This is a genomic window from Phycicoccus sp. CSK15P-2 (assembly GCF_016888005.1).
Lineage (GTDB): Bacteria > Actinomycetota > Actinomycetes > Actinomycetales > Dermatophilaceae > Phycicoccus.
Genome location: NZ_JAFDVE010000008.1, coordinates 156173 through 181632, shown reverse-complemented (window position 1 = coordinate 181632; position 25460 = coordinate 156173). Strand labels below are relative to the sequence as shown.

16 protein-coding genes are annotated in these 25460 nt (G+C 69.7%); 5 read left to right on the top strand and 11 right to left on the bottom strand.

The window, feature by feature from the left end:
* The first annotated feature begins 70 nt into the window (after positions 1 to 70).
* Both JQN72_RS04655 and JQN72_RS04650 read left to right on the top strand, forming a co-directional pair.
* Positions 71 to 1591 (top strand): MFS transporter, encoded by a 1521-nt coding sequence (locus JQN72_RS04655; protein ID WP_239100098.1) that lies wholly within the window; start codon positions 71 to 73, stop codon positions 1589 to 1591.
* Positions 1592 to 1759: 168 nt separating this feature from the next.
* Positions 1760 to 2194, top strand: a complete 435-nt coding sequence (locus tag JQN72_RS04650) for a hypothetical protein (protein ID WP_204133993.1) — start codon at positions 1760 to 1762, stop codon at positions 2192 to 2194.
* Between the two features lie 149 nt (positions 2195 to 2343).
* Here JQN72_RS04650 and JQN72_RS04645 read toward each other — a convergent pair whose 3' ends face one another.
* The 4 genes from JQN72_RS04645 to JQN72_RS18840 are packed head-to-tail and all read right to left on the bottom strand — an operon-like array spanning position 2344 to position 13846.
* Positions 2344 to 4884, bottom strand: a complete 2541-nt coding sequence (locus tag JQN72_RS04645) for a transglutaminase domain-containing protein (protein ID WP_204133992.1) — start codon at positions 4882 to 4884, stop codon at positions 2344 to 2346.
* Positions 4881 to 6476, bottom strand: a complete 1596-nt coding sequence (locus JQN72_RS04640; protein WP_204133991.1) for a DUF58 domain-containing protein — start codon at positions 6474 to 6476, stop codon at positions 4881 to 4883. The genes JQN72_RS04645 and JQN72_RS04640 overlap by 4 nt, the downstream gene beginning before the upstream one ends.
* On the bottom strand, positions 6473 to 7444 hold the full coding sequence (locus JQN72_RS04635) for a MoxR family ATPase (RefSeq protein ID WP_204133990.1): 972 nt from the start codon (positions 7442 to 7444) through the stop codon (positions 6473 to 6475). The genes JQN72_RS04640 and JQN72_RS04635 overlap by 4 nt, the downstream gene beginning before the upstream one ends.
* A gap of 36 nt (positions 7445 to 7480) precedes the next feature.
* Positions 7481 to 13846 (bottom strand): Ig-like domain-containing protein, encoded by a 6366-nt coding sequence (locus JQN72_RS18840; protein ID WP_204133989.1) that lies wholly within the window; start codon positions 13844 to 13846, stop codon positions 7481 to 7483.
* A 311-nt stretch (positions 13847 to 14157) separates the two neighbouring features.
* Here JQN72_RS18840 and JQN72_RS04625 point away from each other — a divergent pair, with 311 nt between their 5' ends.
* On the top strand, positions 14158 to 14490 hold the full coding sequence (locus JQN72_RS04625; RefSeq protein WP_204133988.1) for a hypothetical protein: 333 nt from the start codon (positions 14158 to 14160) through the stop codon (positions 14488 to 14490).
* A gap of 173 nt (positions 14491 to 14663) precedes the next feature.
* On the opposite strand, the gene JQN72_RS04620 is transcribed toward JQN72_RS04625, so the two are convergent.
* From JQN72_RS04620 to JQN72_RS04610, 3 genes are read right to left on the bottom strand one after another with little or no spacing between them, the layout of a single operon-like run.
* Positions 14664 to 16844 carry a hypothetical protein gene (locus tag JQN72_RS04620; RefSeq protein ID WP_204133987.1) on the bottom strand — a complete coding sequence of 727 codons (2181 nt, stop codon included), beginning with the start codon at positions 16842 to 16844 and terminating at the stop codon, positions 14664 to 14666.
* A complete protein-coding gene (locus JQN72_RS04615; protein WP_239100097.1) occupies positions 16837 to 18480 on the bottom strand; it encodes an ATP-binding protein in 1644 nt (547 codons plus the stop codon). The genes JQN72_RS04620 and JQN72_RS04615 overlap by 8 nt, the downstream gene beginning before the upstream one ends.
* A gap of 44 nt (positions 18481 to 18524) precedes the next feature.
* Positions 18525 to 19715 (bottom strand): DNA cytosine methyltransferase, encoded by a 1191-nt coding sequence (locus JQN72_RS04610; RefSeq protein ID WP_204133985.1) that lies wholly within the window; start codon positions 19713 to 19715, stop codon positions 18525 to 18527.
* 421 nt (positions 19716 to 20136) lie between these two features.
* Between JQN72_RS04610 and JQN72_RS04605 the strand changes: the two genes are divergently transcribed.
* Together JQN72_RS04605 and JQN72_RS04600 are read left to right on the top strand one after the other, a co-directional pair.
* A complete protein-coding gene (locus tag JQN72_RS04605) occupies positions 20137 to 20586 on the top strand; it encodes a very short patch repair endonuclease (protein WP_204133984.1) in 450 nt (149 codons plus the stop codon).
* Positions 20587 to 20700: 114 nt separating this feature from the next.
* Positions 20701 to 22404, top strand: a complete 1704-nt coding sequence (locus tag JQN72_RS04600) for a DUF262 domain-containing protein (protein ID WP_204133983.1) — start codon at positions 20701 to 20703, stop codon at positions 22402 to 22404.
* A gap of 10 nt (positions 22405 to 22414) precedes the next feature.
* On the opposite strand, the gene JQN72_RS04595 is transcribed toward JQN72_RS04600, so the two are convergent.
* The 4 genes from JQN72_RS04595 to JQN72_RS04580 are packed head-to-tail and all read right to left on the bottom strand — an operon-like array spanning position 22415 to position 25360.
* On the bottom strand, positions 22415 to 23209 hold the full coding sequence (locus JQN72_RS04595) for a DUF3883 domain-containing protein (RefSeq protein WP_204133982.1): 795 nt from the start codon (positions 23207 to 23209) through the stop codon (positions 22415 to 22417).
* Complete coding sequence (locus JQN72_RS04590) at positions 23210 to 24343, bottom strand: DNA cytosine methyltransferase (RefSeq protein ID WP_307812418.1); 1134 nt, start codon at positions 24341 to 24343, stop codon at positions 23210 to 23212.
* Positions 24333 to 25100, bottom strand: coding sequence for a type II restriction endonuclease (locus JQN72_RS04585; RefSeq protein WP_204133981.1), 768 nt, complete (start codon positions 25098 to 25100; stop codon positions 24333 to 24335). The genes JQN72_RS04590 and JQN72_RS04585 overlap by 11 nt, the downstream gene beginning before the upstream one ends.
* 53 nt (positions 25101 to 25153) lie before the next feature.
* Entirely contained in the window at positions 25154 to 25360 is a 207-nt protein-coding gene (locus JQN72_RS04580) for a hypothetical protein (protein ID WP_204133980.1), read from the bottom strand.
* Between the last annotated feature and the right edge of the window lie 100 nt (positions 25361 to 25460).

Here is a 25460-nt window from a genome sequence, read left to right as displayed (position 1 = left end):
AGTTCCGAGACGGCCTGATTCCGGAACTGTTCATTTTCGGAACTGCTGGGTTTCGTATATGGTCGGCGTCATGGCTCCCTCCTCCCCCGCGTCCGCCGTGGCCGACGCACCCCCCTCGTCCCGCCGCTGGTGGACCCTCGCCGTCGTCGCGCTCGCCCAGCTCATGGTCGTGCTCGACGCCACCGTCGTGAACATCGCCCTCCCGTCCGCCCAGGCCGACCTCGGCTTCTCCGACGCCGACCGGCAGTGGGTCGTCACGGCCTACTCGCTGACCTTCGGCAGCCTCCTGCTCCTCGGGGGCCGGCTCTCGGACCTCCTCGGCCGCAAGCGCACCTTCCTCGTCGGGCTCGTCGGCTTCGCGCTGGCCAGCACCCTCGGCGGGGCCGCCCCGACCTTCGGCGTGCTCATCGCCGCCCGGGCGCTCCAGGGCGTCTTCGGCGCCCTCCTGGCGCCCACCGCCCTCGCCGTCCTCACGACGACCTTCACGATCCCCCGCGAGCGGGCCCGCGCCTTCGGGGTGTTCGGCGCCCTCGCCGGGGCCGGCGGCGCCATCGGCCTCCTGCTCGGCGGGGTCCTCACCGAGAACCTCGACTGGCGCTGGAACCTCTACATCAACGACGTCATCGCCGTGGTGGCCTTCGTCGGTGCCCTCGCCCTGGTCCCGGCCCTCGAGCGCACCGGGCGCCGGCCGCGCCTGGACGTCCCGGGCACCGTGCTCGTGTCGGCCGGCCTCTTCGGCCTCGTCTTCGGCTTCTCGAACGCCGAGCGCGACGGCTGGGGCTCGCCCACCTCCTGGGGCTTCCTCGCCGCGGCCGCCCTGCTGCTCGGCGCCTTCGCGGCCTCGCAGCGCCGGGTGGGCCACCCGCTGCTGCCGACGGTCATCCTCGCGGACCGCAACCGCGCCACCGCCTACGCGTCGGTGATGATCGCCGCCATCGGCATGTTCGGCGTGTTCCTCTTCGTCACCTACTACGTCCAGACCACGCTCGGCTACTCGCCGATCGGGACCGGACTGGCCTTCCTGCCGATGATCGGGATGCTCGTGGTCGCCGCGCAGCTGGGGACCAACGTCCTCGTGCCACGGTTCGGCCCGAAGGTCATGGTCCCGGTCGGCATGACCCTGGCGATGAGCGGGATGCTGCTGCTGACCCGCCTGGGGGTGGACAGCTCCTACGCACCCGACATCCTCGTGCCGCTCATGGTCATGGGAGCCGGGATGGGCACGATCATGCCTGCGTCGATGCAGACCGCGACCCTCGGTGTGGACCGCGAGTACGCCGGGGTCGCCGGTGCCCTGGTCAACACGAGCCAGCAGGTGGGCGGCTCCATCGGGACGGCCCTGCTCAACACTCTCGCCGCCACCGCGGTCACCGACTACCTGACGACGCACGCCCCGGTCACGGCCGGGACCGCCGCCGAGGCCGCGGTCCACGGCTACGCCACCGCCTACTGGTGGGGTGCGGGGTTCTTCGCCGCCGGGGCGGTCCTGGCCGCCGTGGCCTTCCGCCGGCACACCCGCCCGGCCGCCGAGCCCGAGACCCGAGCGACACCGGCCGGCGGGACCCAGGAGGCGCCGGCGGTCGCCGTCTGAGCGGGGCGCCGCCGGCCCACGTCACGAGACCGTAAGAAGTCCGACCGTTCGTCACGGCCTGTGACCGACCTAGCGTGACGAGGGACGAGCTGGCAACCCTGCCACGCACGTGACCCGGAAGGACCCACAATGCGGATTCGACAGTTCGTACTCAGGACAGCACTCCTCGTGGCGCTCGCGCCCGCCGGTATGGCGACCGCGGGTACCGCTCACGCAGCACCCGCGGCACCCAGCCAGACCGCATCCCAGGCGAACACGACCACCACGAGCTACCCCGTCACGATCCGGGGCCGGTCTCGGCAGACCACCACGACGATGGTGCTGCGCGTGACCCCCTCGGGCACGCCCGGCATCGACAACGTCGAAGGGGAGCTCGTCCTCAGCCCCGGTGCCACCATCAGCGGCCAACGCCAGGGCAACGACTACACCTTGACCGCCCGAGGGCCGAACACCCGCGCCGACCTGACAGGGTTCGTCAACGACTACGGCGGCACGCTGCGCTGGTCGGGACGCATCCTCGGCGACCAGTCCAAGCAGTTCTCCAGCATCAGCGTCCGGGGCCGCCTGATCCCCCCGGTCTGCGTGGACTACTCATGTCCCTGACGCACGGTCCGGGGTCGCCGACGGGGCGGTGACCTGACACTTCGTCGCAGGAGGCAGGCACGGACGCGAGCGGGGAGGTGGTCGAGGTCGGCCGTCTCCGCACAGCGTCCGTGCCTGCTCGCATCCCGCACCGAAACCGCCGGTCCGAGTCAGGCGGGGGTGGGGGTGCTGCCGCGGCGGGGCAGGCTCGGCAGCCGCACCCGGCGCCACCACGGGGTGGGCGGGCCGGTGCGCTCGCGATGGGCGAACAGCGGACGGGGGTCGGCGTCCGAGCGGAGCCGTGACCATCGCCCGAGGCCACCACGGATACCGTCCCGGGCCCGCTCGGCCTCGGCGAAGGCGGCGCTCGTCGCCTCGGGGTCGCCGTCGCCCGGACCGAAGACGACCGCGTCCACCGCGGCGGCGACGTGCGCGGCGGACACCGCGTCCTCGGGCAGCCCGAGGTACTCGGCGCCGGCACCGGTCGCCTCGGCGGTCCGTTGCCCGGCGAGCGCGACCGCGGCGTCGACGGCCCACGCCTGCTCGAGCCGGGTGACCCCGCGCGGGACCGCCACGCCGAGGGAGCGGGCCTCGGCGACGAGGTCGCGCCACACCCAGGCCGCGCGCCCGGGCACCGGCCCGAGGGTCGCGTGCCGGCGCCGACGCCGGGTCTTGAGCAGACGGACGACGAGGACGTACCCGACTCCGAGCAGCGCGAGCAGGAGCGCTCCGGTGAGGATCTTGAGCCACAGCGGCCACGCCGTGACGTCGAACGGGTTCCTCTTGCGCTTCGTGACGTCGGTGGCGTTCTGGGCCTGGTCGGGACCCTGGAGCACCGACGGCGGGCTGACCCCGGCCGGCGGCGGGACCTGGGCGCCCACCTGCTGCTCCTCGGTCTTCAGCTGCTGCTCGCTCGGGGTCTTGTCGCGGCTCGGGACGAACGTGTCCCACCCGAGCGGGAACCACGAGCCGTCGTCGAGCTGCACCTCGACCCACGCGTGGACGTCCTTGCCCCGGACGACGCCGTCGGCGGGTGGCACGGCCCCCATGACGACCCGGGTCGGGATGCCGAGCCGGCGGCCGACGAGGGCGAGCGTCGCCGCGTACTGCTCGTCGTTGCCGGCGAGCTTCGAGGACCCGACGAACCGGGTGAGCCGGGACACCGCGTGGCCCGGCAGGTAGACCTTCTCGAAGCTGTTCGGGGTGCCGCCGTCGGTGTACGTGCCCTCGGAGGACATCGCCGCCGCGTAGGCCCGCAGCTTCGACCACGCCCCGCCCTCGGCCCGGCCGGTCCAGGCGTCGATGCGGGCGTCCAGCCAGTCGGCGTCCACGCCGACGGAGCCGCCACCGGCGACGTCGAGCTCCTCGGGGAGCTCGGTCGCGGGCGGGTCGGGCAGGAGGGCGCTCATCCGGTAGGTCTCGCCGCCACCGAGCCCGGCCGGGACGAGGGCGGTCTCGGTGTCGACGTTGAGCCACAGGGCGTCGGCGAGGTCGTCCGCGCGCGGCCCGGAGAACTCGACGCGCGTGGGCGCACCGACGGTCGGCAGCCAGGTGCCGCGGTACCCGCCGTCCGGGACGGTGACCTCGACGTCGACGGGCGTGCCGTCGGACGTCGGGGCGATGCGCGAGCCGACCTGCTGGAACGGGACGCCGTCGGCGGTGCGGTCGGCGGCGCCCCAGACGAGCCCGTCGTAGCGGTCGAGGGTGGCGAACCGCATGGTGGCGCCCGCGGGCAGCCCGGAGACGCGCAGCACCTCCTCCTCGTAGAGCTCCGCCTCGTTGGGTTCGGTGTACTGCCGGAACCCGGGCAACGGACTCGGGAACTGCGAGACGTCGAGCGGTGGGACGAGCGCGGTGCGCACGACCTCACGGCGGTCGGGCGACGCGAACCCGGGCAGCGCCGGGCCGGCGAGCGCCGCCGCGGCCACGGCCACCACGGCGAGCCCGGCGCCGGTGGCGACCCGGGCGCTGCGGCCGGCGCCGTTCTGGACGGGCGGGCGGGACCGGTGCGCCCGCACCGCGAGCCACGCGACGAGGACGGTGGCGAAGCCGACGCCCTGGACGAGCACCCCGGCCGGCTGCAGCGTGCCGAACGCGATGGACCCGCCGAGCAGCACGAGCGGCGCGACCGCGGTGAGCGGCACGGAGGCCCAGCGCCGGGCGACCCCGAGGGTCAGCGCGCCGCCGAGGAGGCCGGCCAGCCAGGGCAGCGCGAGCACCGGACCGCGGGCGTCGACCGGAGGCAGCAGCGTGAGCCAGCGCTTCCAGCCGAGGACCGACCACTCGGCGAGGTCGGTGACGGTCTGCGGGGTGGGGAGGACCCCGGCGACGAGGTGGTCGCGCACCGCGAGCGGGCCGCCGAGGAGGAAGTACACCGCGGCGAGCACGAGCAGCGAGGTGACCGCCATCCACCGGAAGGCGCCGGCGAGGTGCCCGACGACCAGGCCCAGGACGAGGCCGGACCAGGCCGCGACCACCCACTCGACGCCGAGGAAGCCGGTGCGCATCCCGACGAGGGCGATGCTCACGAGCACGGCGCCGAACGCGAGGTCCACGAGCGCGTCGCGGCCGGGCAGCGCCTGCGCGAGGACGCCGGGCGCCTCCGGGTCGCGCACGCGCCGGGCACGCTTCCCGCCGCCGCGCAGCGCGGTGGCGAGACTCGGCGAGGCCCCCGTGGACCCGCCGGCCGGCGTGGGGTCGACGGCGCTCATGTCAGGGCTCCGGCGAAGAGCACCCGCCGCAGGTCGGCGAGCTCGCGGACGTGGAGGATGACGATCGAGCCGAGGCGCCGCACCCCGACCTGGACCTCGGGGTCGACGACGAGCGCGACCCGCACGACCTCCGGCTCGAACTGGTCGAGGACGCGCTGCACCTGGATGAAGGGCCGTTCGACCCCGGTGACGAGGACGGCGACGCTGGCGTCGGGCGCCAGCGCGGCGGCCTCGCCCACCGAGGCGTAGAGGTCGAGCGGCGCCACCACCGCCCGGGCGAGGGCGTCGAGGGTGAGCGGGGCGGTGGTGCGCGAGGCGGTCTCGCCGTTACAGACGACCGTGGTGTCCTGCTCGTCGAGGATGGAGCGCACCGCGAGCGACGCCGCGCAGGAGATACCGAGCTCGACGTCCTCCTCGGCGCGCGTGTAGACCTCGGTGCTCGTGTCGACGACGACGGCGAGGTGCGAGCGCCGGGTGTCGAGGAACTGGCGGACGAGGAGCCGCCCGTGCTTGGCGGACGAGCGCCAGTGCACGTACCGCCGGTCGTCGCCGGCCTGGTACTCGCGCAGCGCGTGGAAGGCGAGGTCGGACATCGAGAGGTCCGGCGTGACCTCACCCTCGAGGTCACGCAGCAGCCCGGCGCCGAGGCTCTCGAGCGAGACGGTCCGCGGGTGGACGACGAGCTCGGTGCGCTCGGTCCAGGCCACGGTGCGCCGGACGAGCCCGAACGGGTCGCCGTGGACGGTGGTGGCCGGCCCGACCGGCACGACACCCCGCTGGTGGGTGGGGACGACGAAGAGCTCCTCGTGTGCCCGGCCGGCCGCCAGGGTCGGGAGGGTGAACCGCGCGGCGGTCCGGCCGATCGGCAGCTCGAGGAGGAGTGGGAGGAGGACGCGCCTGGAGACGTTCGTCGCGACCACGCGGCCGGTCGCGGGGTCGCCCACCGTGACCCGGCTCGGCTCGACGTCGGCGCGGATGGTCAGCCGTGCCCGCCCCACGGCGAGGACCACGCAGGCGAGGACGAGGACGAGGCATCCCGCCGCGACCATGGCGAGCTCGGCCCAGGTGAACCGGGCCGCGAGCCACCACGAGACGAGGCCCACGCCGAGGACGGTCCAGCCGAGCGGCGAGACCCAGCGCAGGACCTCGAGGACGGGATGCCACACCGGCCGGGTCTGCTGCGCGAGGGGCCTGATGCGATCACCGGTGAGGACGAGGATGCGCGCACCGGTGTCGGTGATCGCGCTCGGCACCTGCACCCGGGGCAGTGTGATCGTCCGGGTGTTGCCGGCCGCGGCACCACCACGGGAACCGGTGCCCGACCCGCCGACCGGCATCGTCCGGGATGTCCCGCCACGTCCCGGACGCCCGATCCGGGGCAGCCTCACCCGCAGGCGCCGCTTCCCGGCCGCCGCATCGCGAGTGCGTGCCGGTCCACGCCCCACCGAGGCCCGGCCACGCTGCTCCTCCGAGGCCACGCCGTCGTCCGGGCGCGCCGGGGCGTCCGCACCGCGGGCGGCGGGCGGCGGCGTGAGGTCCGAGCGCCGGACGGTGGAGTCGGCGTCGTCGGGGAGGCGGGACGGGTCGCTCATGCAGGCACGCGCTCCGTGGGCGGCGAGACCTCGGCGAGGATCTGGTCGATGACCTGCGGGGTGGTGATGCCCGCGAACTGGGCCTCGGCCGTGACGAGCAGACGGTGGTTGAGCACCGGCTGGGCGAGGAGCTTGACGTCGTCCGGGACGACGTGGTCGCGGCCCTGGCTGATCGCCCAGGTCTTCGCGCAGCGGACGTACGCGAGGCAGCCGCGCACGGACAGGCCGAGCCGGATGCTCACGTGCCGCCGGGTCTCCTCGGCGATCCGGGAGACGTAGTCGAGGATGGCGTCGTCGACGTGCACCTCGTCGGCGAGGTCGGCCATGTCGCCGACGACCTGGGCGGTGACGACCGGCTCGAGCGCCCGGGTGCGGTCGCGGACCTTGGCGTCGCGCAGCACCCGGACGGTGGCCTCGTGGTCGGGGTAGCCGAGCGTCGTCTTCATGAGGAAGCGGTCGAGCTGGGCCTCGGGCAGCCGGTAGGTGCCGGCCTGCTCGATCGGGTTCTGGGTGGCGATGACCATGAACGGCTCGCCCACGGGGTGGCGCACCTTGTCGACGGTGACGTGCCCCTCCTCCATCACCTCGAGCAGCGCCGACTGGGTCTTCGGCGAGGCGCGGTTGATCTCGTCGGCGAGGACGATGGTCGCGAAGATCGGGCCCTCGTGGAACTCGAACTCCTTGCTGTTGGGGTCGTAGATCGTCACACCGGTGACGTCGCTGGGGAGCAGGTCGGGGGTGAACTGGATGCGCGAGTTGCTGCCCTTGACCGTGCCGGCCATGGCCCGCGCGAGCTGGGTCTTGCCGGTGCCGGGGAAGTCCTCGAGGAGGAGGTGGCCCTCGGAGAGCATGCAGGTCAGGGCGAGCCGGACGACGTGCTCCTTGCCGAGCACCGCCTTGTCGATGTTGGCGACCATCGCGCCGAACGTCTGGGCGAACCAGGCGGCCTGGTCGGTCGTGACGGTCATGGGCGGTGAGTTCCTCTCATGCACGGATGCGGTCCGCTAGGACCAGAAGACGCTGCCGGTGTGGGTCCCGGAGCCGTTGAACAGGTCGATGTACACCCGGCCGACGTTGTTGCCGAAGAGGCACCGCCCGCCCCACGAGTAGCCGTTGCCGCCGCCTCCGACCCGGAGCTGGGAGCTGGACACGAAGCCACCGGCGTTGTCGCTGCGGCAGCGCACGTTCCAGGTCGAGTTGGGCGGGAAGTCGCGGATGTCGAACAGCACCTCGGGGCACCCCGGACTGCGGCTGCAGGACCCCTGGCCGTTCGGGTCGACGTAGCGCTGGCCGGACTTGCGGACGTTGTAGACCTGGGGGTCCGGGGGCGGCGGGTTCGGCACGGTGACCGACTCGTAGGCCGTCCAGTCCGACCAGCCGGCAGCGGACTGGGAACGGACCCGCAGCCGGTACGTACCCGGACCCCGGTTGATCGACTCCTGGGTCTTGTTGCCCCCGAAGGTCCCGTCGACCGCGCCCTGGAGCTGCACCTGGTCGATCTTGCGGCCGTTCGTCGGCAGGTTCCACGTCCAGGTCACCTGGTCGCCGTTGCGTGAGCCCTTGAGACCGGAGGGTGTGATGGTGTTGCCGTAGGGGGTCGCGCCGTCCTGGGCACGGTTGCTCTCGTTGCCGCCGGAGTTCACGGTCCAGACGGTGACCGTGTAGTTCTTCGTGGGGCTCGTGTCGTAGTTGCCGATCGTGAAGACCTTCTGCGAGCCCGCGGCACACCCGCACGAGACGCTGCCGTTGCGGCCGTCGCTGCTGCTCCAGCGGATGGAGTCGAACGAGCCGGCGCGTGGCTGGCCGACGCCGACGGTGACCTCGATCTTCCGGTCGCTGCCCGGAGTGGTCGTCTTGACGGTCGGGTTCGAGGGGATGCCGTTGGAGGTGAAGGACGTCGAGTTGCTCTTCGGGCCCTCGATGCCGGCGCCGTTGGTCAGCGTGGCGGTGTACTCGTACGTCCGCCCGTCGTAGGGGATGACGACCTTGGCCGAGCGGACATCCGGGGCGGTGTCCTTGACCTTCGCCCAGGCGCCGCCGCCGACCCGCTGGTAGAGGCTGTACCGCGTCGTCGGCGGGCCGTTCGGGCTGCCCTGCTTCCACGAGATCGTCAGTGTCGCCGAGTCCTGGGCCGGGCCGGGGCCGCTCGCCGCGATGTCCGGCTTCGGCAGCGCCGGCGGGGTGCCGGCCGACTGCATCGTCACCTCCGGGCCGAACGGACCGGCGCCGAGCTCGTTCCAGGCCTGCACCTGGACGGACTGCTCCTCCATGTTGTCCAGACCGCCGACGGTCGTCCGGAGCGTGGGGGCAGGGACGTCCTGGGTCTTGGTCTTGCCACCCGAGGAGATGAGCCGCACGACGTACTTGCGGATGGCGCTGCCCTCGTTGACGGGCTCGTTCCACGCGATCACCAGCCTGCCGTCGCCGCGGGAGACCATCCGGACGCCGGTGACCTGCTCGGGCAGGCGGTCCGGCCGCACCGGCGGGGTGGGCGCGGACTGCTCGCCCTCGCCCACGCCGTTCACGGCGGCGACGGTGAAGCGGTAGTCCTCGCCGTTCGTCAGCCCGGTGACGGTGCACGGGGACGCCGAGCACTCGGTGCTGCCGGTGGAGCCGCCGGTCCACCGGACGACGTACCTCGTGACGACCGAGCCGCCGTCGTACTCCGGCGGCAGCCAGGACACCCGCGCCTGGCCGCCGGCGTCCCGGTCGGCGACCGCGCCGACCTGGCGCGGCACCGAGGGCTTGCCGAGCATCGTCACCGAGATCCGGCCGGGGGAGGCCTCGCGGTCCGGGCCGTCGACGACCTGGATGTCCACGGACGCCTCGAGGGACGGCGCGGCGCCGACCTGGAGGGTCACCTCGCAGCCGCTCGCCCGCGCGGTGAGGCCGGAGCCGGACGACACGACCGCCTGGGTGACCGAGCACCGCGGCTCCGGCAGGGGCGAGTCGAGGTAGGGCCGGACGTCGACCGTGCGGGACTGGCCCTCCTCGAGCCCGGTGACGCTGATCGGCCGGACCCGGGCCGGGGGCAGGGGGTCGTCGTCCTCCCGGCCGGCGTCCTGCGCACCGTCCGCGGGCCGTCCCACCACCTGCACGTTGATCGTCGAGGGCTGGTCGAGACCCGCGGAGGTGACCTCGAGCGCACCCTGCGAGGTCTTCGCGCCGGAGTCCGCGCGCAGCGTGATCCGCCGGTTGCCCGGACCGTCGACGCGCATCTCGGCGTCCGCCTCGGTCGCCCAGGAGGTCCTGAACTCGACGTCGTCGAGCGTCATCCCGACCGGCAGCCAGGCGTGGCAGAACGTCGGGATGTCGACGAACCGCTCGAGACCGCCGGCGTTGACCGTGACGGCGCCGTCGGGACAGCGCATGAGCGGGACCTTCGGACCGATCTGCACGGGGATCGAGACGTACGCCGTCCCGTAGTCGGCCTGGTCGACCTCGGTCTGGTCGGTGACCTCGAGCATGACCGCGGCCGGGCCGACGTAGCCGTTGCTCGACGTGAGCTGGAGCGTGCGGTTGTCGGTGAGCGAGACCTCGAGGTTCTCGGCCGGCGACGCCGACAGCGTGTCGGCGGTCGTCACCGAGACGACGCGGTCCCGCGGGGACTTGACGTGGTCGGCGAGCGGCACGGTCTTCGAGGAGTCCGGGTCCATCTCGACGAGCGTCCCCGCGACGACGAACGGCTGGCCGTTCGCGCCGGTCGGGACGTGGACGAGGGCCATCGCCTGCAGGCCGTCCTCGTCCTGGATGACGTACGGGACGGAGTAGGCGTGGTCGAGCACCTGGACGCGGACCTTGCCGGACGGGTCGATCGCCGCGTCCGCGGAGAGGACGTCGACGACCTCGAGCGTGGCGGGGTCGGAGTCGACGTCGGTGTCGTTGGCGAGGACGTCGACGAGGGTCGAGGACTCCCCGGGCTTAGGTGCCGCGACGTCGTCGTTGGCCACGGGCGGGTTCTCGTACCCCGGCACCGGCCGCACGAGGATGCTCGCGCGGGACGGGTCGAAGAGGCCGTCGCTGATGCCGTAGACCATCTGGTGCAGCGCGGTCGTGTCGTCGGGGACCTTCGTGGTCACCGTGTGGTCCTCGTCGACCCGCCACTGCTTCATCGTCGCGTCGTCGTTGAGGGTCTCGGTCTCGACCTCGACGACGTCGCCACGGGCGATGAGGTCGTTGACGAGTGGCTTGACGGTGACGGTCTTGCCCGGCGCGGCGAAGACCTCGTCCGGGACGGCGACCGGCGGCTGCGGGTCTCCCGGCTGGACGACGCCGACCCGCACGAAGGCCCGGCTCGTCGCGCCGAAGCGGTCCTGCACCTCGTAGGTGATGACCTCGGTGCCGGCCGCGAGAGGGTAGGCCTCGTACTTGATGGTCGTCGGGCCGATGCCGACGACGCGGCCGAAGGTGAGGTCGACCGGGCCACCCTCGTCGCCGACGACACCGGTGACGGTGACCGAGTCGCCGTCGGCGTCGACGCCGAAGGTCGGGATCGTCATGGTCAGCGGGTCGCCGGCCGTGACCGTGGCCGAGAAGCTGCGGGCGACCGGCGCCTGGTTGACCCGCTGCTGGTTCGGCAGCGGGGTGACCTCGACCCGGACCCGGGCGGACTGGGCCCGCTCCTTGTTGCCCTCGGCGTACGCGGCGTACTCGAGGGTGACGAACCTCGACGCGGTGAGCCCGGTGGCCTCGGGGACGTACCGGATGACGTTCCCGCTGGCGAAGGCGCGCGGTCCGTCGCCCTTGCTCACGACCTTGACGCTGCTCGGGTCGAGGCGCAGCGGGATGCCGTCGGCCATCGTGTCGTTGTCGAGGACCGGGATGGTCACGGTGTCGCCCTCACGCACCGTGGCCTTGTCGTCCTGGACGATCGGGAGGGTGTCCTCGATGGCCCCCTGCTGGAGCACGGCCACCTGCCCCGACACCCGCTGGGTGCCGTCGCTCACGGTGTACGTGACGACCCCGCGGCGCCCGGCGGCCTCTGTGGGAGCGGGCTCGAGCGCCTCGAGGCGGACCCACCGGCCCTGGTAGATCGACGGCTGGAGCCACGAGGAGTCACCGGACGCCGACACCGACGCCGTGACGAGCACGTCGCCCCGCGGTGAGTAGTCGTTGGCAAGGACGTCGACCATCGCCGGGGCCTGGTCGTGGAGGGTCGCGGTGTCCGGCACCGAGACCGGCGGGGCACCCTCCGGCGGGACGACGAGGTCGACGCGGATGCGCCCGGGCGCGGCGCCGGCGCCGGTGACGGCGGAGTACGAGAGCTCATAGGTGCCGGCTGCGCTGCCCGTGACCGTGACGGTGCCGGTGGCGAGGTCCGTGTCGACCTGGAGCGGGCCGACGGGGCGCACCTCGGAGCGCAGCTTGAGGACGGCGTCCGGCTCGCCCGGGTCGGCGCCCGCGATGTCGTTCCCGAGCGGGTCGACCTGCAGCGGCTTGCCGACGACGCCGCGCACGGCGTCCGGCTGGGTCTTGGGGGCGACGAACTTCGTGTCACCCGAGGTGTCGAGGACCTGGGCGCTCACGGTGCCGTCGGTCTCGCCACCCCGGCCGTCGCTCACGAGGTAGCCGACGGGCTGGGTGCCCTTCTTGGTCGGGGCGGTGAGGGTGATCCGGCCCGCGCCGTCGACGACGCTGCCCTCGCGGTCGGCGCGCGCGGCGAGGATGTCGTTCTCGGGGTCGCGCCAGTCCGCGAGGACCGGCACGGAGAGCCGGTGGCCGGCGATGACCGGGTACTTCGCCGTGGTCAGCTCGGCACCCGGGCGCAGCACGGGCGGGCCGTTCACGGTGTCCGGCACGATCCGCACCGAGACCTCCGCGGCCTCCTTGGAGACCGCCTTGCCGTTGTTGACCTTGTACGTGAGGGAGAACTGGCGGTTCTCGAAGCCGTCCGGGACCGAGACGTCGACGGCCTGCCCGTCGGCCGAGACGGTGGCCGTCACGCCGTCCAGGCTCGGCTCGGTGAGGTCGCGGGGGTCGATCGCCAGGACCGAGCCCGCGACGTCGGTGTCGTTGTCCAGGACGTGCAGCTTGCTCGTCAGGCCGGCACGCACCGTGGTGTTGTCGGGGACGGCCTTCGGCGGCTGCTGGAGGACGGCCTCGTCGAGGAGGTTCTCGTCCTTCTTGTCGTTCTTGTCGTCCCGGCGGGTGGGCGGCGTCAGCGCGTCCCAGTTGTCGATCTTGGTCGGCTTGTCGTCGAGGTCCCAGACGCCGCCGTTGTCGAGGTCGTTGAGGACGACCAGGCCCCGGTTGACCCGGAACGCCACACCGTCCCTCGTGGGCTGCTCGCCGTCCGCGGGGAGCGTCGCGGTGGGCTCGTCGTCGACCCGCCCGCAGTTGGCGCCGTAGAAGACCCGCGAGCGCTCGGCCCACGCGGCGTGCAGGCAGCCGTCGAGGACGACCGGCCGGGCGACGGTCGTGGCGCCGGGCACGCGGTCGACGAGCTCGCCGACGACCACCCCACCGGTCGGCTCTCCGCCGTCGAGCGCCACCTGGGCCGCGCGGTCGACGGACTGGACGGCCACGAAGTCCGACTCCGGGCCGGGCTGCTGCAGGGCCACGAGCCGGGAGCCGTCGGCCAGGGTGAGCTGGGCGTCCCGGCCCTCCGGTGTCTCCGCCGTGTACACCGTGTCGGTGGCGGCGTCGTACGTGACCCAGCGGGCACCGACCGCCGTGATGTCCGGACTCTGCCCGCGCAGCGCGGTCTCGACCACGGTCGGTGTCCCGAAGCCGCGGGGCGCCACCGGAACGGTGACGACCTTGCCGTTCGCACCGGACACGGCGTGGATCGTGCCGTCGACGCCGACGGCGATCGCTCCCTCCTTGCCGATCGTCGCGACCGGCTCGGCACCCACCGCGATGCCCGGCAGGCTGCTGATGGGGCTCCGGGAGTCGACCCGGTCGGCGTAGACCTTGCCGGTCGAGGGATCGAGGACCGCGACGGTGCCGCCGCGGAGGTCGGCGGGGCGGGGCGAGAAGCGGCCCTCGGGCGCCTTGGGTGCGGCGACCGTGGAGACGGCGTCGCCGGCGGTGGACGTCCGCGGGTCGATGGTGAAGAGCTCGCCGGTGCCCGTGGAGAGGCCGAGGACCGCGGCGCCGTCCTGGAGGACATCGAGGCCGCTGCCCGTCGGGACGTCCGTGGCGACGCCGGTGTCGAGCTGGCCGATCGGCACGTTGGCCTTGGCGAACTTCGCCTGGACGCCGGAGCTGACCCAGACGCCGGCGTCGTTGAGGTCGGCCTCGTGGACCGTCGTGCCGTCGCTGGCCATCGCGGCGTACCCGAGCCCCGAGGCCACGAGGACGACCGTGACCAGGCTCGCGGTGCGGCGCCGGGCACGACCCCGGGTGCGCGCGACTGCTCCACGGCTCACGACAACTGGCTCCTCGTCCGGTGGTGCCCCTGCGAGCGGCCCCAGCTTGCGCGCCCTCAGCGGCAATGGTAGGCGAGGCCCGGGCGTTATCGGAGCGGGATCGATGGGGAGGACTCCCCATCGATCGCCACCTTCCTCGGAGACGACACGGGCCGCGCCTGGCGGCTCCCACCTCCGTCGGGGACCGACCCTGGGCCCGCCCACTCCGGAACCTCGATCACCCCCCCCCCACCGCCATGCGGCGCTTATTCCAACCTTGAGGGTCCTTACCCCCAGGGAGCCGGAACCTCCTCGACCACTATGGGCACGTCGTGTCCTTCGACGGTGTCAGCCTGCGCGCCTTCTTCACGCCGAAGGACATCGTGTCGATCACCGAGGAACAGCTTCGCGAAGTTGATCGACTCGGCTACCGCGCCAAGTACATCGGACGCTTCGCAGAGTTCTTCATCGAGCATGACCCCGACACCCTCGACACCACCGACAAAGAGTCGCTGATGGAGAAGTTCCAGACAATCAAGGGCGTGGGACCCTATACCGCCGCAGTCATCGCTAGCCACGCTGTGCGCGATCACTCCGCGATTGGATTCGACGTCTGGAACCGAAAAATCCTGGCGCGAGAACTGCTCGGGCTCAACGACGCCTAGGTTGAATCGGTTCGAGCCGAGCTGACGCGACTGTTCCCCGGTTGGGAGGGACTGGCCGGCCTGTACATGGTCGAAGAAGATTACGTCGACAGCCCCGCGTCGCCACTACTCGAGAGCGTCAGCTCGGCGGTCTGATTGGTGGAGGGGCTGAGCTGGATTCCGGTACTCGGCGCTCAGTCGTCACCCGACGCTGGGGAGCCCTCCTCGCCGTCGCTCGCCTCGATCGGTGTTGTTTCAGTCTCCCGCTGCCTCTGCAGGTAGTACTTGCTGTCGAGCGGATAGGTCTTGACCGTGACGTCTTCGGGCCGACGAGCCCGTCCTACGCGGACGAGCTGGGCGACAACCATCGACTTGAGCTCCGATTCAAGTCGACGCCCGAGCGCCTTGCAGTACTCGTGCGCCGTGTAGATGACACGCGGCACGATCTTCACGAGCCGCTTCCCTGTGAGGAAGTTATGGTCCAGATCGGGCGTGAACTTGGTGTGCTGAAGCGACGCCACGATCAGCTCGACATTGCGCCGAACGCGGGCACTCGCCTCCTCTGGACGGCGGTCACGGATCGACTCCAGGAACTCGTAGCGCGGCGCCAGCGGCGCCGGGTCACCCGCAGTGTGCCCGACGTAGAAGAGCGCGTAGTCGGCGTACTCGCACATCCTCACGAACGGGTCATCCTCGATGGCGTCGACGGTTACCCAGTACGTGTCGGAATCCGGATCGGCCAGGTGTGCCTCTTGACGTTGCCGAATGCGCTCGGTCCAGAAGTCGGTAACCTCGTACTCGTACTGCCGGTGCAGGTCCGTGGTGGCGTGAAACGGGCGCACGACAACACAGGTGCAGAAGTAGCCATCCGACGATTCGTTAGCCAGCGTGCTCAGCACGGCCGTGACGATCTCGTTGTCGGTCAGCATGGCACCACGCGAGGCGTCCCATGTCGGGTCGATCGGTTCGATACCGGACGCAGCGTGGCCCTGGGCGATCAAGGTGCTGATGAGCGTCGCGAACAGGCGGAGCTGGCTGCTCTTGACGGCGCCAGCCAGGATCGGGGGCTGCCGGCTCGACATGATGTGCCGCAGGATGCTCTCGCACAGGCGGACGCCTTGACGCACCATGTCGCCGTACGGGTCGTTTCGCTGGTAGTGGTTGAGCTCGCGCTCCTGGAGCGTCACGGTGCCATCTCGCAAGTGCACTCGCGGGGACGGCAGCATCCGCCCATCGCCGCCCAGCGCCGGCGCCGACCCGAGAAAGACACGCTCGTCCGCACGCCACTGCACGACGTCCGTTGCGCACTTGGCCATGTGCTCGTACTCGCTGTCTGAGAGCCCGGCGTTTCGGAACATGAACGGCGCCATCACCATGCCCGAGTTGTGCGGGCTGTCGATCGCACTCCTTGTGATGGGGACGCTGTACATCGGCGTGGGATGCTGCTCCCGGTTGGCGCCCTCCATGTGCAGGTAGACGATCGAGTTGTTGAACGTCACGACCTCGCTGCCACCGGCATCGACGAAGTTCGAGGCCGTGTCGATCTGCATGACGCTGGAGTACGTCGAGCCGTCGCTGCCGGCTACGACCACATTGGTCCAGTCTTTCGGGGCCGAGGGGTTCTCGAACGGGACGAACTCGATGAACGACTCTCCGTACACGCGCTTCGTCAGTTCAGCATCGAGGCGCTGCTCGTTGATACCGGTGCGCATCGTCCTGAATGAGCCGGTGGCGACTGAAGATGCCGGTGGCACGTCGACCGCCTCGTGACTGAGCCCCAACCACCGGTAGCAGAGGTTCTCGAGCTCCATCCGGGCGTTCTTGACCCGGCTGCGGTGGCGGTCATCGGTGTCGCCGTGGTCCTCCCAGATGTCGACGTCCGCGTTGTAAGTGGCGACCTTGGCTAGGATGAGGTCCTTGATAAACGGCCGCGGCGCTAGCTTCTGCAGCTGCTGCGCGGTGCGATGCAACAGCCGCTTACGCTTCTCCCCGCGAACCGACTCGCGGGCATAGGTGAGCTCCGCCAGTGCCTCGGTGGGCGTCATGTCCGCCAGTGCGTCCCGGATGTCGTCCAGCCGGACAGCCGTGTCGGCGTGCAGGGTCGGCGCAAGGGTGTAGCGGGTCGGACCGGCCTCCTGCCCGGTGACCTCGACGAGCCGGTGATCGAGCACCATGCGCGCAACAAGCTTGTGGTACGCCTGAACCGTCACGCTGTCCTTGATGGGAGCGCCGTCCGCCACGAGCGGGATGCCCTCCCCCGTGAGCCTTTCGTGGACCTGCGCGATCGTTGCCCCGACAGCCGGGTCAATTGTCCGGAGAAACTTGATGATCGCCTGTTCCCGCTCGGCGACGTCGAGCTTGCGGCCGTCAGACATCGGACTGCACCGTCGGCTCCGGTCGATCCGCCTTGATGTCGCTGACGGAGCGCTTGCCGGCCCACCCGCGAGCACGGAAGTCGGCCCAGACGTCGGGCGTTGCGCCGCCGTGGTGCGTCACACGCCGGCGGACGTCGACGATCGTCGCGTGACGCACGGTCTCCGCCACCCCGGTCAGCGCGCAGGTGCCCTGGGGCAGCTTGGGCAGGCCGCGAACCATCTCGGCGGGTGCGTCCGCGAAGATGCCCCGCAGCGAGTCGAGCTGGTCCGGTTCGATCGAGTGGACGAACCGCGTGAGCAACCGCTTGAGGATGGACCGATCGACGTCGGCCGGACTCTGGGTCGTGAGGATCAGGCCCAGGCGGTAGTGACGGCCGATACGGGCGATCTCGCGCAGCACCTGCGTCGACACCTGCTTGTCGTCGCTCGGCGCCACCAGGTGGAACTCATCGATGGACAGCACCGTGAACGGGATCTTCTTCTCACGGGCCAGGTCCTGCAGATCACGAGCGACTGCCGCCGCGATGATCCTCAGGTCGCTGAGCAGGAGCCCGCGGCAGTCGATGTTGACGAAGGCGCCGGGCTGAAGCGCACTGACCCAGTCGAATCGCGGACCGATGTACTTGAGTCGCTCCAACGCCTTCACACGCTGCTGGGCCGGCCGGAGGGTGTTCGCCGCCTGCATGTTCAGGTTCGGCGCCTGGTTCTCGATCTCCGTCACGAGGTCGTCCACGCTGAAGGCGGAACGGCTTCCCCGCTGGATCTCCCGGCGCAAGACGTCGAACGAGTAGCCGATGAGGGTCTCGATGTTGGTGCCGCGGTTGACCCCGGCCACCGCGTCGATCAGATCCTCGCGGGTGAGTGAGCCCAGGGGGAGTGTGAACCCTCCCCTCCCCGGCTCCAGGTTGACGCCGCCGAGCTCCACGGCGGCATTCACCATCTCGCCGTTGACGTCCAGGTTCACCTGGGGAACCCCGAGGCAGTGCAGCTCCTCCCCGATCACCCCTCGGGTGTAGCTCTTTCCGCTGCCGATGCCACCGACGATGAGGATGTGGCGCTGGACGGCGCCGGGGCTCAACGTGACCTGCACGCGCTCGTCGTTGTGCAGGTTCCCGACATGGATGCCCTCATTCGGATCCGACGGGAAGCCCATCGCGACGCTGATCTGCTCGGCGGATGGCCGGATGACGATCGCACCCGCGGGCGGCAGCGTCCGGACCTCCGTCGTCCCGGCCTGGCCGTTCGCCGGCAGCTCCTCGACCGGCTCGGTACGAGCGATTCGGTAGATGACGGTCGACTCGCCCTCGTGCGCGTAGTCACTGTCGAACGGCAGGACGTCGCGCACGGTCGCGCTCTGCGGGTCCTCGTGCGGGTTGATCTCGTGGACGTCGAGGACGCGCGCGAGCACCCACGAGCGGTCCGCCGCATCAGGGCGGACGGCCTCGATGGAGACGAATTCCCCGGGGCTCACCGCCGCACTGGGGTGCAGCCGGAACCGCACCTCCTCGAAGGTGGGTGACGACTGGTCGCTGATGACCGTGCCGAGGATGCGGTGGGCAGTCTGATCGTCGGGCGGCAGCAGCTCCGCCTCGACGAACTGGCTGTCGTCCGCAGTGATGGCTGCAAGCTCCGACATGCCGTCTCCTATTAACCGGTAAACCTGATGTGGTTAACGGTACATCAGAAGTCCGACAGCGCAAGTGACTCGCCGAGCTGCTGCCCCACGTGTCGCGCGATCACCTCGGCCCAGAGAGGCGGGAATGCGTTGCCCACGAGCCGCTCCTGCCAGCTCGGGTGGTGGATGAACCGGAAGTCGTCCCGGAAGCCCTGGAGGCGGGCAGCTTCCCGGACGGTGAGGGACCGAGGTTGGGAGTAGTGCAGGAACCTTCCAGAGCCAGGGTTGTGGAAGTTTGTCGTGATGGTCCGCGCCAAGCCCCGCCGATGCAGCCGAGCGTATGCCTGGGAGTAGTACCGCTTGCCCGCCGTAACGTCCGACGACGGGCGGCCGCCCTCGGCGACCTTGCTCAGCCTCGCCACCAGGTCTGGGCCATGGCCCCACGGCCGATGGTTCTCTGGGGGCAGCCAACCGCCTCCGAGTCCCCGCACGTAGTCCGAGGGCTTCTGCCCCGACTCCGGGTCGAGGTCCCGCAACGCCTCGCCCACCGTCACGAAATTCTTGAGCGGCTCGACGCCACCGCGATAGTGAGCAGCCATGGAGTAGGCCGAACTGACAGTCGATCCGAGTCGCGGAGCAGCACCCAGAATGGTGTCGATGGTGTCGGCCGATGGCTTGACGAGCTGCTCGCTTCGGTAGTCCCAGACGCGTCGGACTCCCGCGTGCGTCGGGGCAGGCGGCAGCGGTTGCACGCCCGTGCGGACGTCGTAGCCAATGACGAGCGTGCGCTGTCGCGACTGCGGCAAACCGAATGAAGCGGCATTCAGGACGCCTACCCACGTGCGGTAGTGCGGCGATAGCTCTTGCAATGCCCTGGAGAGTTCGACTCGATCAGACACCGCTGGCACGTTCTCCATGACGAAGAACATGGGCCGTAAGTCTGTGATGAGTCGGAAGAAGTCACCCAGGAGCGCATTCCTGACGTCCCCTTCTCGGCGCGGCCCCGCCGTCGACCAACCCTGGCACGGCGGACACCCGAGCAGGCCGGCGATGGGCTTGCCGTCGACCTTCTCCCGGATGCGATCCGCAGTTACGCCCTGCACATCGATCAGGTCGTACGGCACGTCCTTGCCGTAGTTCTCCTGGTACGTGTCACGAGCAGCTGGGTCAACATCATTCAAGTAGGCGACGTCGAAGCCGGCTCCCCGCCGGAAACCCTCGGCAACCGATCCCACCCCAGCGAAGAGCTCTGCCACCGCCCAAGGCTTGCTCCACGGGCGCTGTGCGCTCCGCCCCATCCTGAAGACCTTTCGACGACTTGCAGGGTCCGTGGCGCTAACCTACCGTCGATATATATAATTCGCCAGTCTCTCCGAGAGTGAGTGTCCGCGTGGTCGCACGGAAGCGCAGGACCAGCATCGAGTGGCCGACCGAGGTCGATGACCGCCTTCGGCTTCTTGTCGATCTGGCCGGCCGGTCGTCCACCCTGGATGGGACTTCGAGCGCAAACGAGCTCCTCGCCGCACTCATCTGCGAACAGACGCTGGAGCCAGACGCGCTGGCAGGCTCGATTAACCGATACCGAGGTGTTGAGCTGGCTGACATCGACCGGGAGACAAACGCCAAGGGCGGCGCGCCGGCACCGAGCCGGGGTCGCCCCCGCACTCGAGCCAAGCCATGACAGGAGACGTCCTTGCCGTCCCGTATGAGCCCTGGGCATCGTCACCGGCCGCGCGCAAGGCCATGCAGGGAAACCGCTCGCGTGACACCAAGCCCGAGCTGGCCGTACGTCGGCTCATCCACGCCGCAGGACTGCGGTATCGAGTCGACACGCGTCCCGATCCCGCCCTCCCGCGCCGAGCCGACATTGTGTTCACGAAGCAGCGCATCGCTGTTTTCATCGACGGTTGCTACTGGCACGGTTGCGCCCAGCACGCCCGCGTGCCGTCCCAAGCGAACGCCGACTACTGGCGGCGGAAGCTGGCGCGGAACGTCGAGCGGGACATCGATACGACGAGCCGCCTGGAGAATGCTGGCTGGCGCGTGCTCCGGTTCTGGGAACACGAGCCGCCCCAGGACGTCGCAGAGGCCATCGTGCGCGTGGTCCGGAAGGCCCAGGCCCGGTAGAGGCCGCCGCGAGCCATGCCCGACGGGCGTGAGCTTCCCGACTCCTCACACGTCATCGAGCAGAACTCACTAGCATCGAGCCGGCAGTGGCGGCGACATGAGCGGAGCACTCGGGTGTCTGTGATCGACTTCAATCCTGAGAAGAAGTCCATCGAGGACCTGCTGGTCGGTGCGGACTACTACGTCATCCCGCGCTTCCAGCGGCCTTACAGCTGGGAGGCCGCCAACCTTGAGGACTTCTGGACCGATGTCGTCTTCGACAACGCGATCGGCTACTTCATCGGCCCCATGGTCGCCTGGCGGGACGCCAAGAACCCGATCCGGCGCATCGTGGACGGTCAGCAGCGGCTCACGACCATCGCCATCATGTTCGCGGTTCTCCGCGACCAGCTCGAGAGCCTCGGCGAAACCAGGCTCGCCGATGGCGTCCACCGGTACCTAGAGAAGGCGGACCGCAACAACGAACTGCAGTTCACCCTGCAGACCGAGACGAGCTCTGCGTTCCTGAGTAACGCCATCCTCAAGTCGCCGCCTGACCCCACCATCGAGCCCTCGACCGAGGAGGAAGTCGCGCTGTCGGGTGCGCTGCAGCAGGTGCAACGACTGATCGAGGCGGAGGTCGCGAAGCGCCAGAATCCCCAGAAGTGGCTACTCGAACTCCGCGATCGCCTGCTCGGCCTGAAGGTGATCTGGGTCGAGCACGGCAACGAGGACGACGCCTACATCATCTTCGAGACGCTCAACAGCCGAGGAAAGGACCTGGAGGTCGTCGACCTCCTCAAGAACCATCTGCTGAACCGTCTCCGCGGCACCAGGAACGCCAAGGCGGACACCTACCGCCTGAAGTGGGACAAGATGCGCGACCAGCTGGAGGCATCAGATGGGCGGGCCAGGATCGACGCCAACCGATTCATCCTGCATTGGTGGCAGTCACGGGCCGAGTACGTCGCGCAGCGCAAGCTGTTCTCTCAGATCAAGAAGACCATCCAGTCGAAGACGGCCGCTCAGGAGTGCCTCACCCAGTTGACGGTCGACGGACCCCTGTACCGCGCGGTTATCGAGCCGGCCTCACGCACCTGGCCTATCGAGGAGGCCGCCGCCCGCGACAGCCTGGAGGCGCTGGCGCTGTTCGGCGTCGTCCAGCCCGCGCCCTTGCTGTTGGCGCTGATGCGCGCGCGGATGGCCTCGCCCAAACTCAGTGCCGCACAGTTCAAGAAGACGCTGCAGTCGGTTGAGCGTTACCACTTCCAGCACACCGTGGTGAGCCAGCTCAGTAGCAGTGGCGGCGTTTCGCAGATGTATGCGAAGGCGGCCCGGGACCTCTACGCCGCGGGGGCCAACCAGCAGACCCGGGCTGACGTGCTCAAGGACATCCGGGACAAGCTCAACAAGCGCCGTCCCGACCGCGACCAGTTCATCCTCGCCTTCCAAGAGCGCTTTGTTTTCACCAACGACTACACCCGAGACAAGAAGATCGTTCAGTACGTTCTGAAGCGGCTACTGCGGCACGCCAATCCGACGACGGGACTGGATGACCTGACGATCGAGCACCTGATGTCGCAGGACCAGATTGCCGCCGGCGTCGACATCGAGACGGTGGGCTCGATCGGCAACCTGCTCCTGGTGAGCGAGAAGGTCAACAGCAAGCTCGACAACCAGAACTTCGCCAAGAAGAAGAAGATTCTCGACAAGGAAGGCTTGCCCTACGACATCGGCGGCGTCCTCGATCAGTCGGCCTGGTCCGTTGCAGAGATCGAGGCCCGCTGTCAGCTGCTGGCGGAAACCGCCTACGACAAGGTCTGGAAGCTGCCCGTCTGACGCGCATCCATCACGCGAGCAGGACGCCGCTCCAAGATGCCGGCTCGAGGCGCGCCTGCAGCGCGAGCTCGTCGCCGCGGCAGGATGTCACCGCATGGGTCTTCGCCGCGACGTTGATGGCGTAGACAACGACGAGACGGAAGTCATCACCGAGCAGCTCGGCATGCCGCCGCTGGCCTGCGGAGAGATGGAACACGGGCCCAGGGAGCACCGTTCCTTTGACCTCAACATGCAGGGTGCCATCGTGTCCTAGCACTTCGATGTCGTAGCCCGGGTTGCCTGGAGGCATCTCGCGCACGGCCTTGTTGCCGAACTCCGCAGCCAGCAGACCCATGACCACCTCGACCGAGTAGCGCTCGACCTTCTGGGCATGTTCAGGAGAGGCCCAGCCGACCGAGCTGGTTGGGGCATCGTCGGGTGGTGTCGGGGAGGCACTCTCCACGATGCGCTCGAAGGTCTCGTCGCTGATGCGGCGCACGCCGTTGGCCCAGTTCGTGCCCTTGGTCGAGCCCGTCTCCAGGTATGACCCGCGGTCGTCCTTGATCGGCACCAACTCCTCGAACAGCACGACATCGTGGACAGCAGCGATCAGGTGTTCGGGCTTGGCGCTCGAGCGGATCTGACCCACGACGCCCTCGCCGAAGTATCCGTTCGCCCCACTGCGTGACCCGCGGTAGTAGATGAACCGCTCTCCGGGCCGGACACTAGCTCGGTATCGATCTGGGAATTCGTACTGCACCCCCGTGATGTCGGCGTAGTCGCTGTCCCACAGTGTCGGCGCCTCGGTGCCAAAGATCAGCGGCACTCAGCTCACCCTGGCGACCTGCTCGATCACCCGCTGCGCCAACAGCGGAGGCACCGAGTTGCCGAGCTGTGCCTGCACCCGGGCGCGCGTTCCCACCAGCTCGAACTCGTCGGGGAACGTGAACAGCCGCTTGACCTCAGCCACGCGTAGCCGCCGGCTCTCCCAGTGGAACGGTCCCACATTGGGGCCAGGCTGCGCCTGAATGGTCGGGGCCGGCTTGTTTGGGTCGAGCTTAAGCAAGAACGACCAGTACCGGCTGCGGTACTTGAACTGAGGGTCCGGGTGACCGCGCTCGGCCGTGTAGTGAAGGTAATTGTCGCCGGGAGGAATCGCCGGGAGCAGATGTCCCCAGCTACCGCGGATGACTTCAGACGGCTCAGGATCAGTGACCAAGCCCGCAAGTGCCTCGCCAGCCGTGACGTGTGGTCGCTCGACGTTTCCCGTGGCCCGGCGCTCCCAGCTGCCGCCGTGAGTCGGCTCCGGCAGTACGGGCACCTCGCCGCCCTTGCGGACGCCGACGATGAACAGCCTCGGCCGCGCCTGGGGGACGCCGTAGTCGGCGGCATTGAGGACTTTGTAGTTGAACTCATAGCCAGCTTCGTGCAGCTCCTTCAGGAGCCGCGTGAAAGCCGGCCGGCTGGCCTTGTTGTTGTACGTCAGCGCGTAGACATTCTCCAGCACGAAGGCACGCGGCTTCGCCTCAGCGAGAACCCGTGTGTAGGCCTGCAGGAGCGAGGCATCCGGATCGAGTCCCTGACGCTTCCACTCCAGCCAGAAGCCGCTCTTCGAGAACGGAGTGCAGGGCGGACCCCCAATAAGCAGTTCTGGGCGCTCGCGCGAGCTGAGTCCGGCTGCGCGGAGAATGTCTCGGGTTGGGGTGTCGAGGATGTCCGCCTGGATGACTGGCGACGCGAGACCTGGGAAGTTCTTCTCCATCGTCAGGGCCGCGTCACGGTCATACTCAACGGCCGCGCGCACGTGGAACCCGGCGCGCTCGGCGCCCAGGTCCAGGCCGCCAGCGCCCGAGAAAAGCGAGACGGCGACACCCTTTGCTTCGGTCATGGCGTCACTCTGCCAGCCGGCACCGACAGTCGCTCGAACGCGCGCCGGATCGTGGTCGAGCTCACTGCTCACGGAGCAGCTTGTCGAGCTGCTGCTGGACCACTCGACCGATCTTGAAGGGGAACTTGCGCCAGTACGAGTAGAACGCCTCGGGTGTCTCGAACTCGCCCCTGCCCGCCCGGAGATCCTCGATGTCCACCACTGCGCCGATGTACTCGCGCGTCGTGGAGGAGCGCTGCTTGCTGGCGATCTTCCAGGGCTGCTGAACGATCAGCTCGAGGTCCGTCACCCGCGCGGCCGAATTCTCGTCGAGCGTGTAGATGCCGATGACGTCGAGGTGACTCGCGTAGTCGTTGAACGGGCGGGGCGTGCCCGGCCAGTGGAGCTGCGGATACCGGAAGTAGGTGTTGCCCGTGTACAGAGTGATCCGACTCTGGGTGTTCTTGCTTACCCCACCCTTGATCTTCTTGCGACGTGCGACCTTGATGTCGACGGCGTGAAACTCGCCGCCGAGAGCCTCGCCCGTGAGTTCAAGATCGGGGTAGCCGCGTTCCGTGCCGCGTCGTGCCTCGAGCCCGTCCAGCTCCGCTACCTCATCGAGCAAGTAGTCGACGATGCCCACCTCGAGGACGTTCGCCAGGGAAGCCGGTTCCTTGGGCAGCGGAAGCAGGTGGCCACCCACCATGAGCGCGGCGTCGAGCTCGTACTCGTTCTGGAACGTCATAGGCCACTCAAGGCTGCCGCGCGTCTGGAAGATGCCTCGGACGTCAAGGCCGTAGACGCCACATGTCGTGCGCAGCCACGGTTCGAGATCCAGTCGATGCTCCACGGTGCGGAGCATGGCAGATCAACAACGTGGCTGCTGACATCTGGCACAAGATGTCAGGTGCCACGCGGCTCGAGGTCGGCGGTGGTAGCCAACATCCAGATGCCGTCCTCGAACATGATCTCCACGAGGCGGCCGCCCCGGTCGTCCTCGCCCACGTCGTTCAGTAGGACGTACACCTGACCATCCCGACGGTGCGCCTCGCTGTCCCGCGTCAGGCGGGCGTGGAACGTTCCCAGCGAACGCACCGAACGAAGGTTCACGTGGAACATCGTTTCAGATGTGCACCGGAGGAAGGACAGCCTTCGGCGGGTCCCTCTTCCTCGCGGTGCGCTCCTCGAACATTGAATGTCTCGGCGCAGT

Coding starts and splice junctions, on each gene's coding strand:
- JQN72_RS04620 (WP_204133987.1), bottom strand. CDS start 16,844: ATGTCTGACGGCCGCAAGCTCGACGTCGCCGAGCGGGAACAGGCGATC.
- JQN72_RS04635 (WP_204133990.1), bottom strand. CDS start 7,444: ATGACCGTCACGACCGACCAGGCCGCCTGGTTCGCCCAGACGTTCGGC.
- JQN72_RS04655 (WP_239100098.1), top strand. CDS start 71: ATGGCTCCCTCCTCCCCCGCGTCCGCCGTGGCCGACGCACCCCCCTCG.
- JQN72_RS04605 (WP_204133984.1), top strand. CDS start 20,137: ATGACAGGAGACGTCCTTGCCGTCCCGTATGAGCCCTGGGCATCGTCA.
- JQN72_RS04645 (WP_204133992.1), bottom strand. CDS start 4,884: ATGAGCGCCGTCGACCCCACGCCGGCCGGCGGGTCCACGGGGGCCTCG.
- JQN72_RS04615 (WP_239100097.1), bottom strand. CDS start 18,480: ATGTCGGAGCTTGCAGCCATCACTGCGGACGACAGCCAGTTCGTCGAG.
- JQN72_RS04640 (WP_204133991.1), bottom strand. CDS start 6,476: ATGAGCGACCCGTCCCGCCTCCCCGACGACGCCGACTCCACCGTCCGG.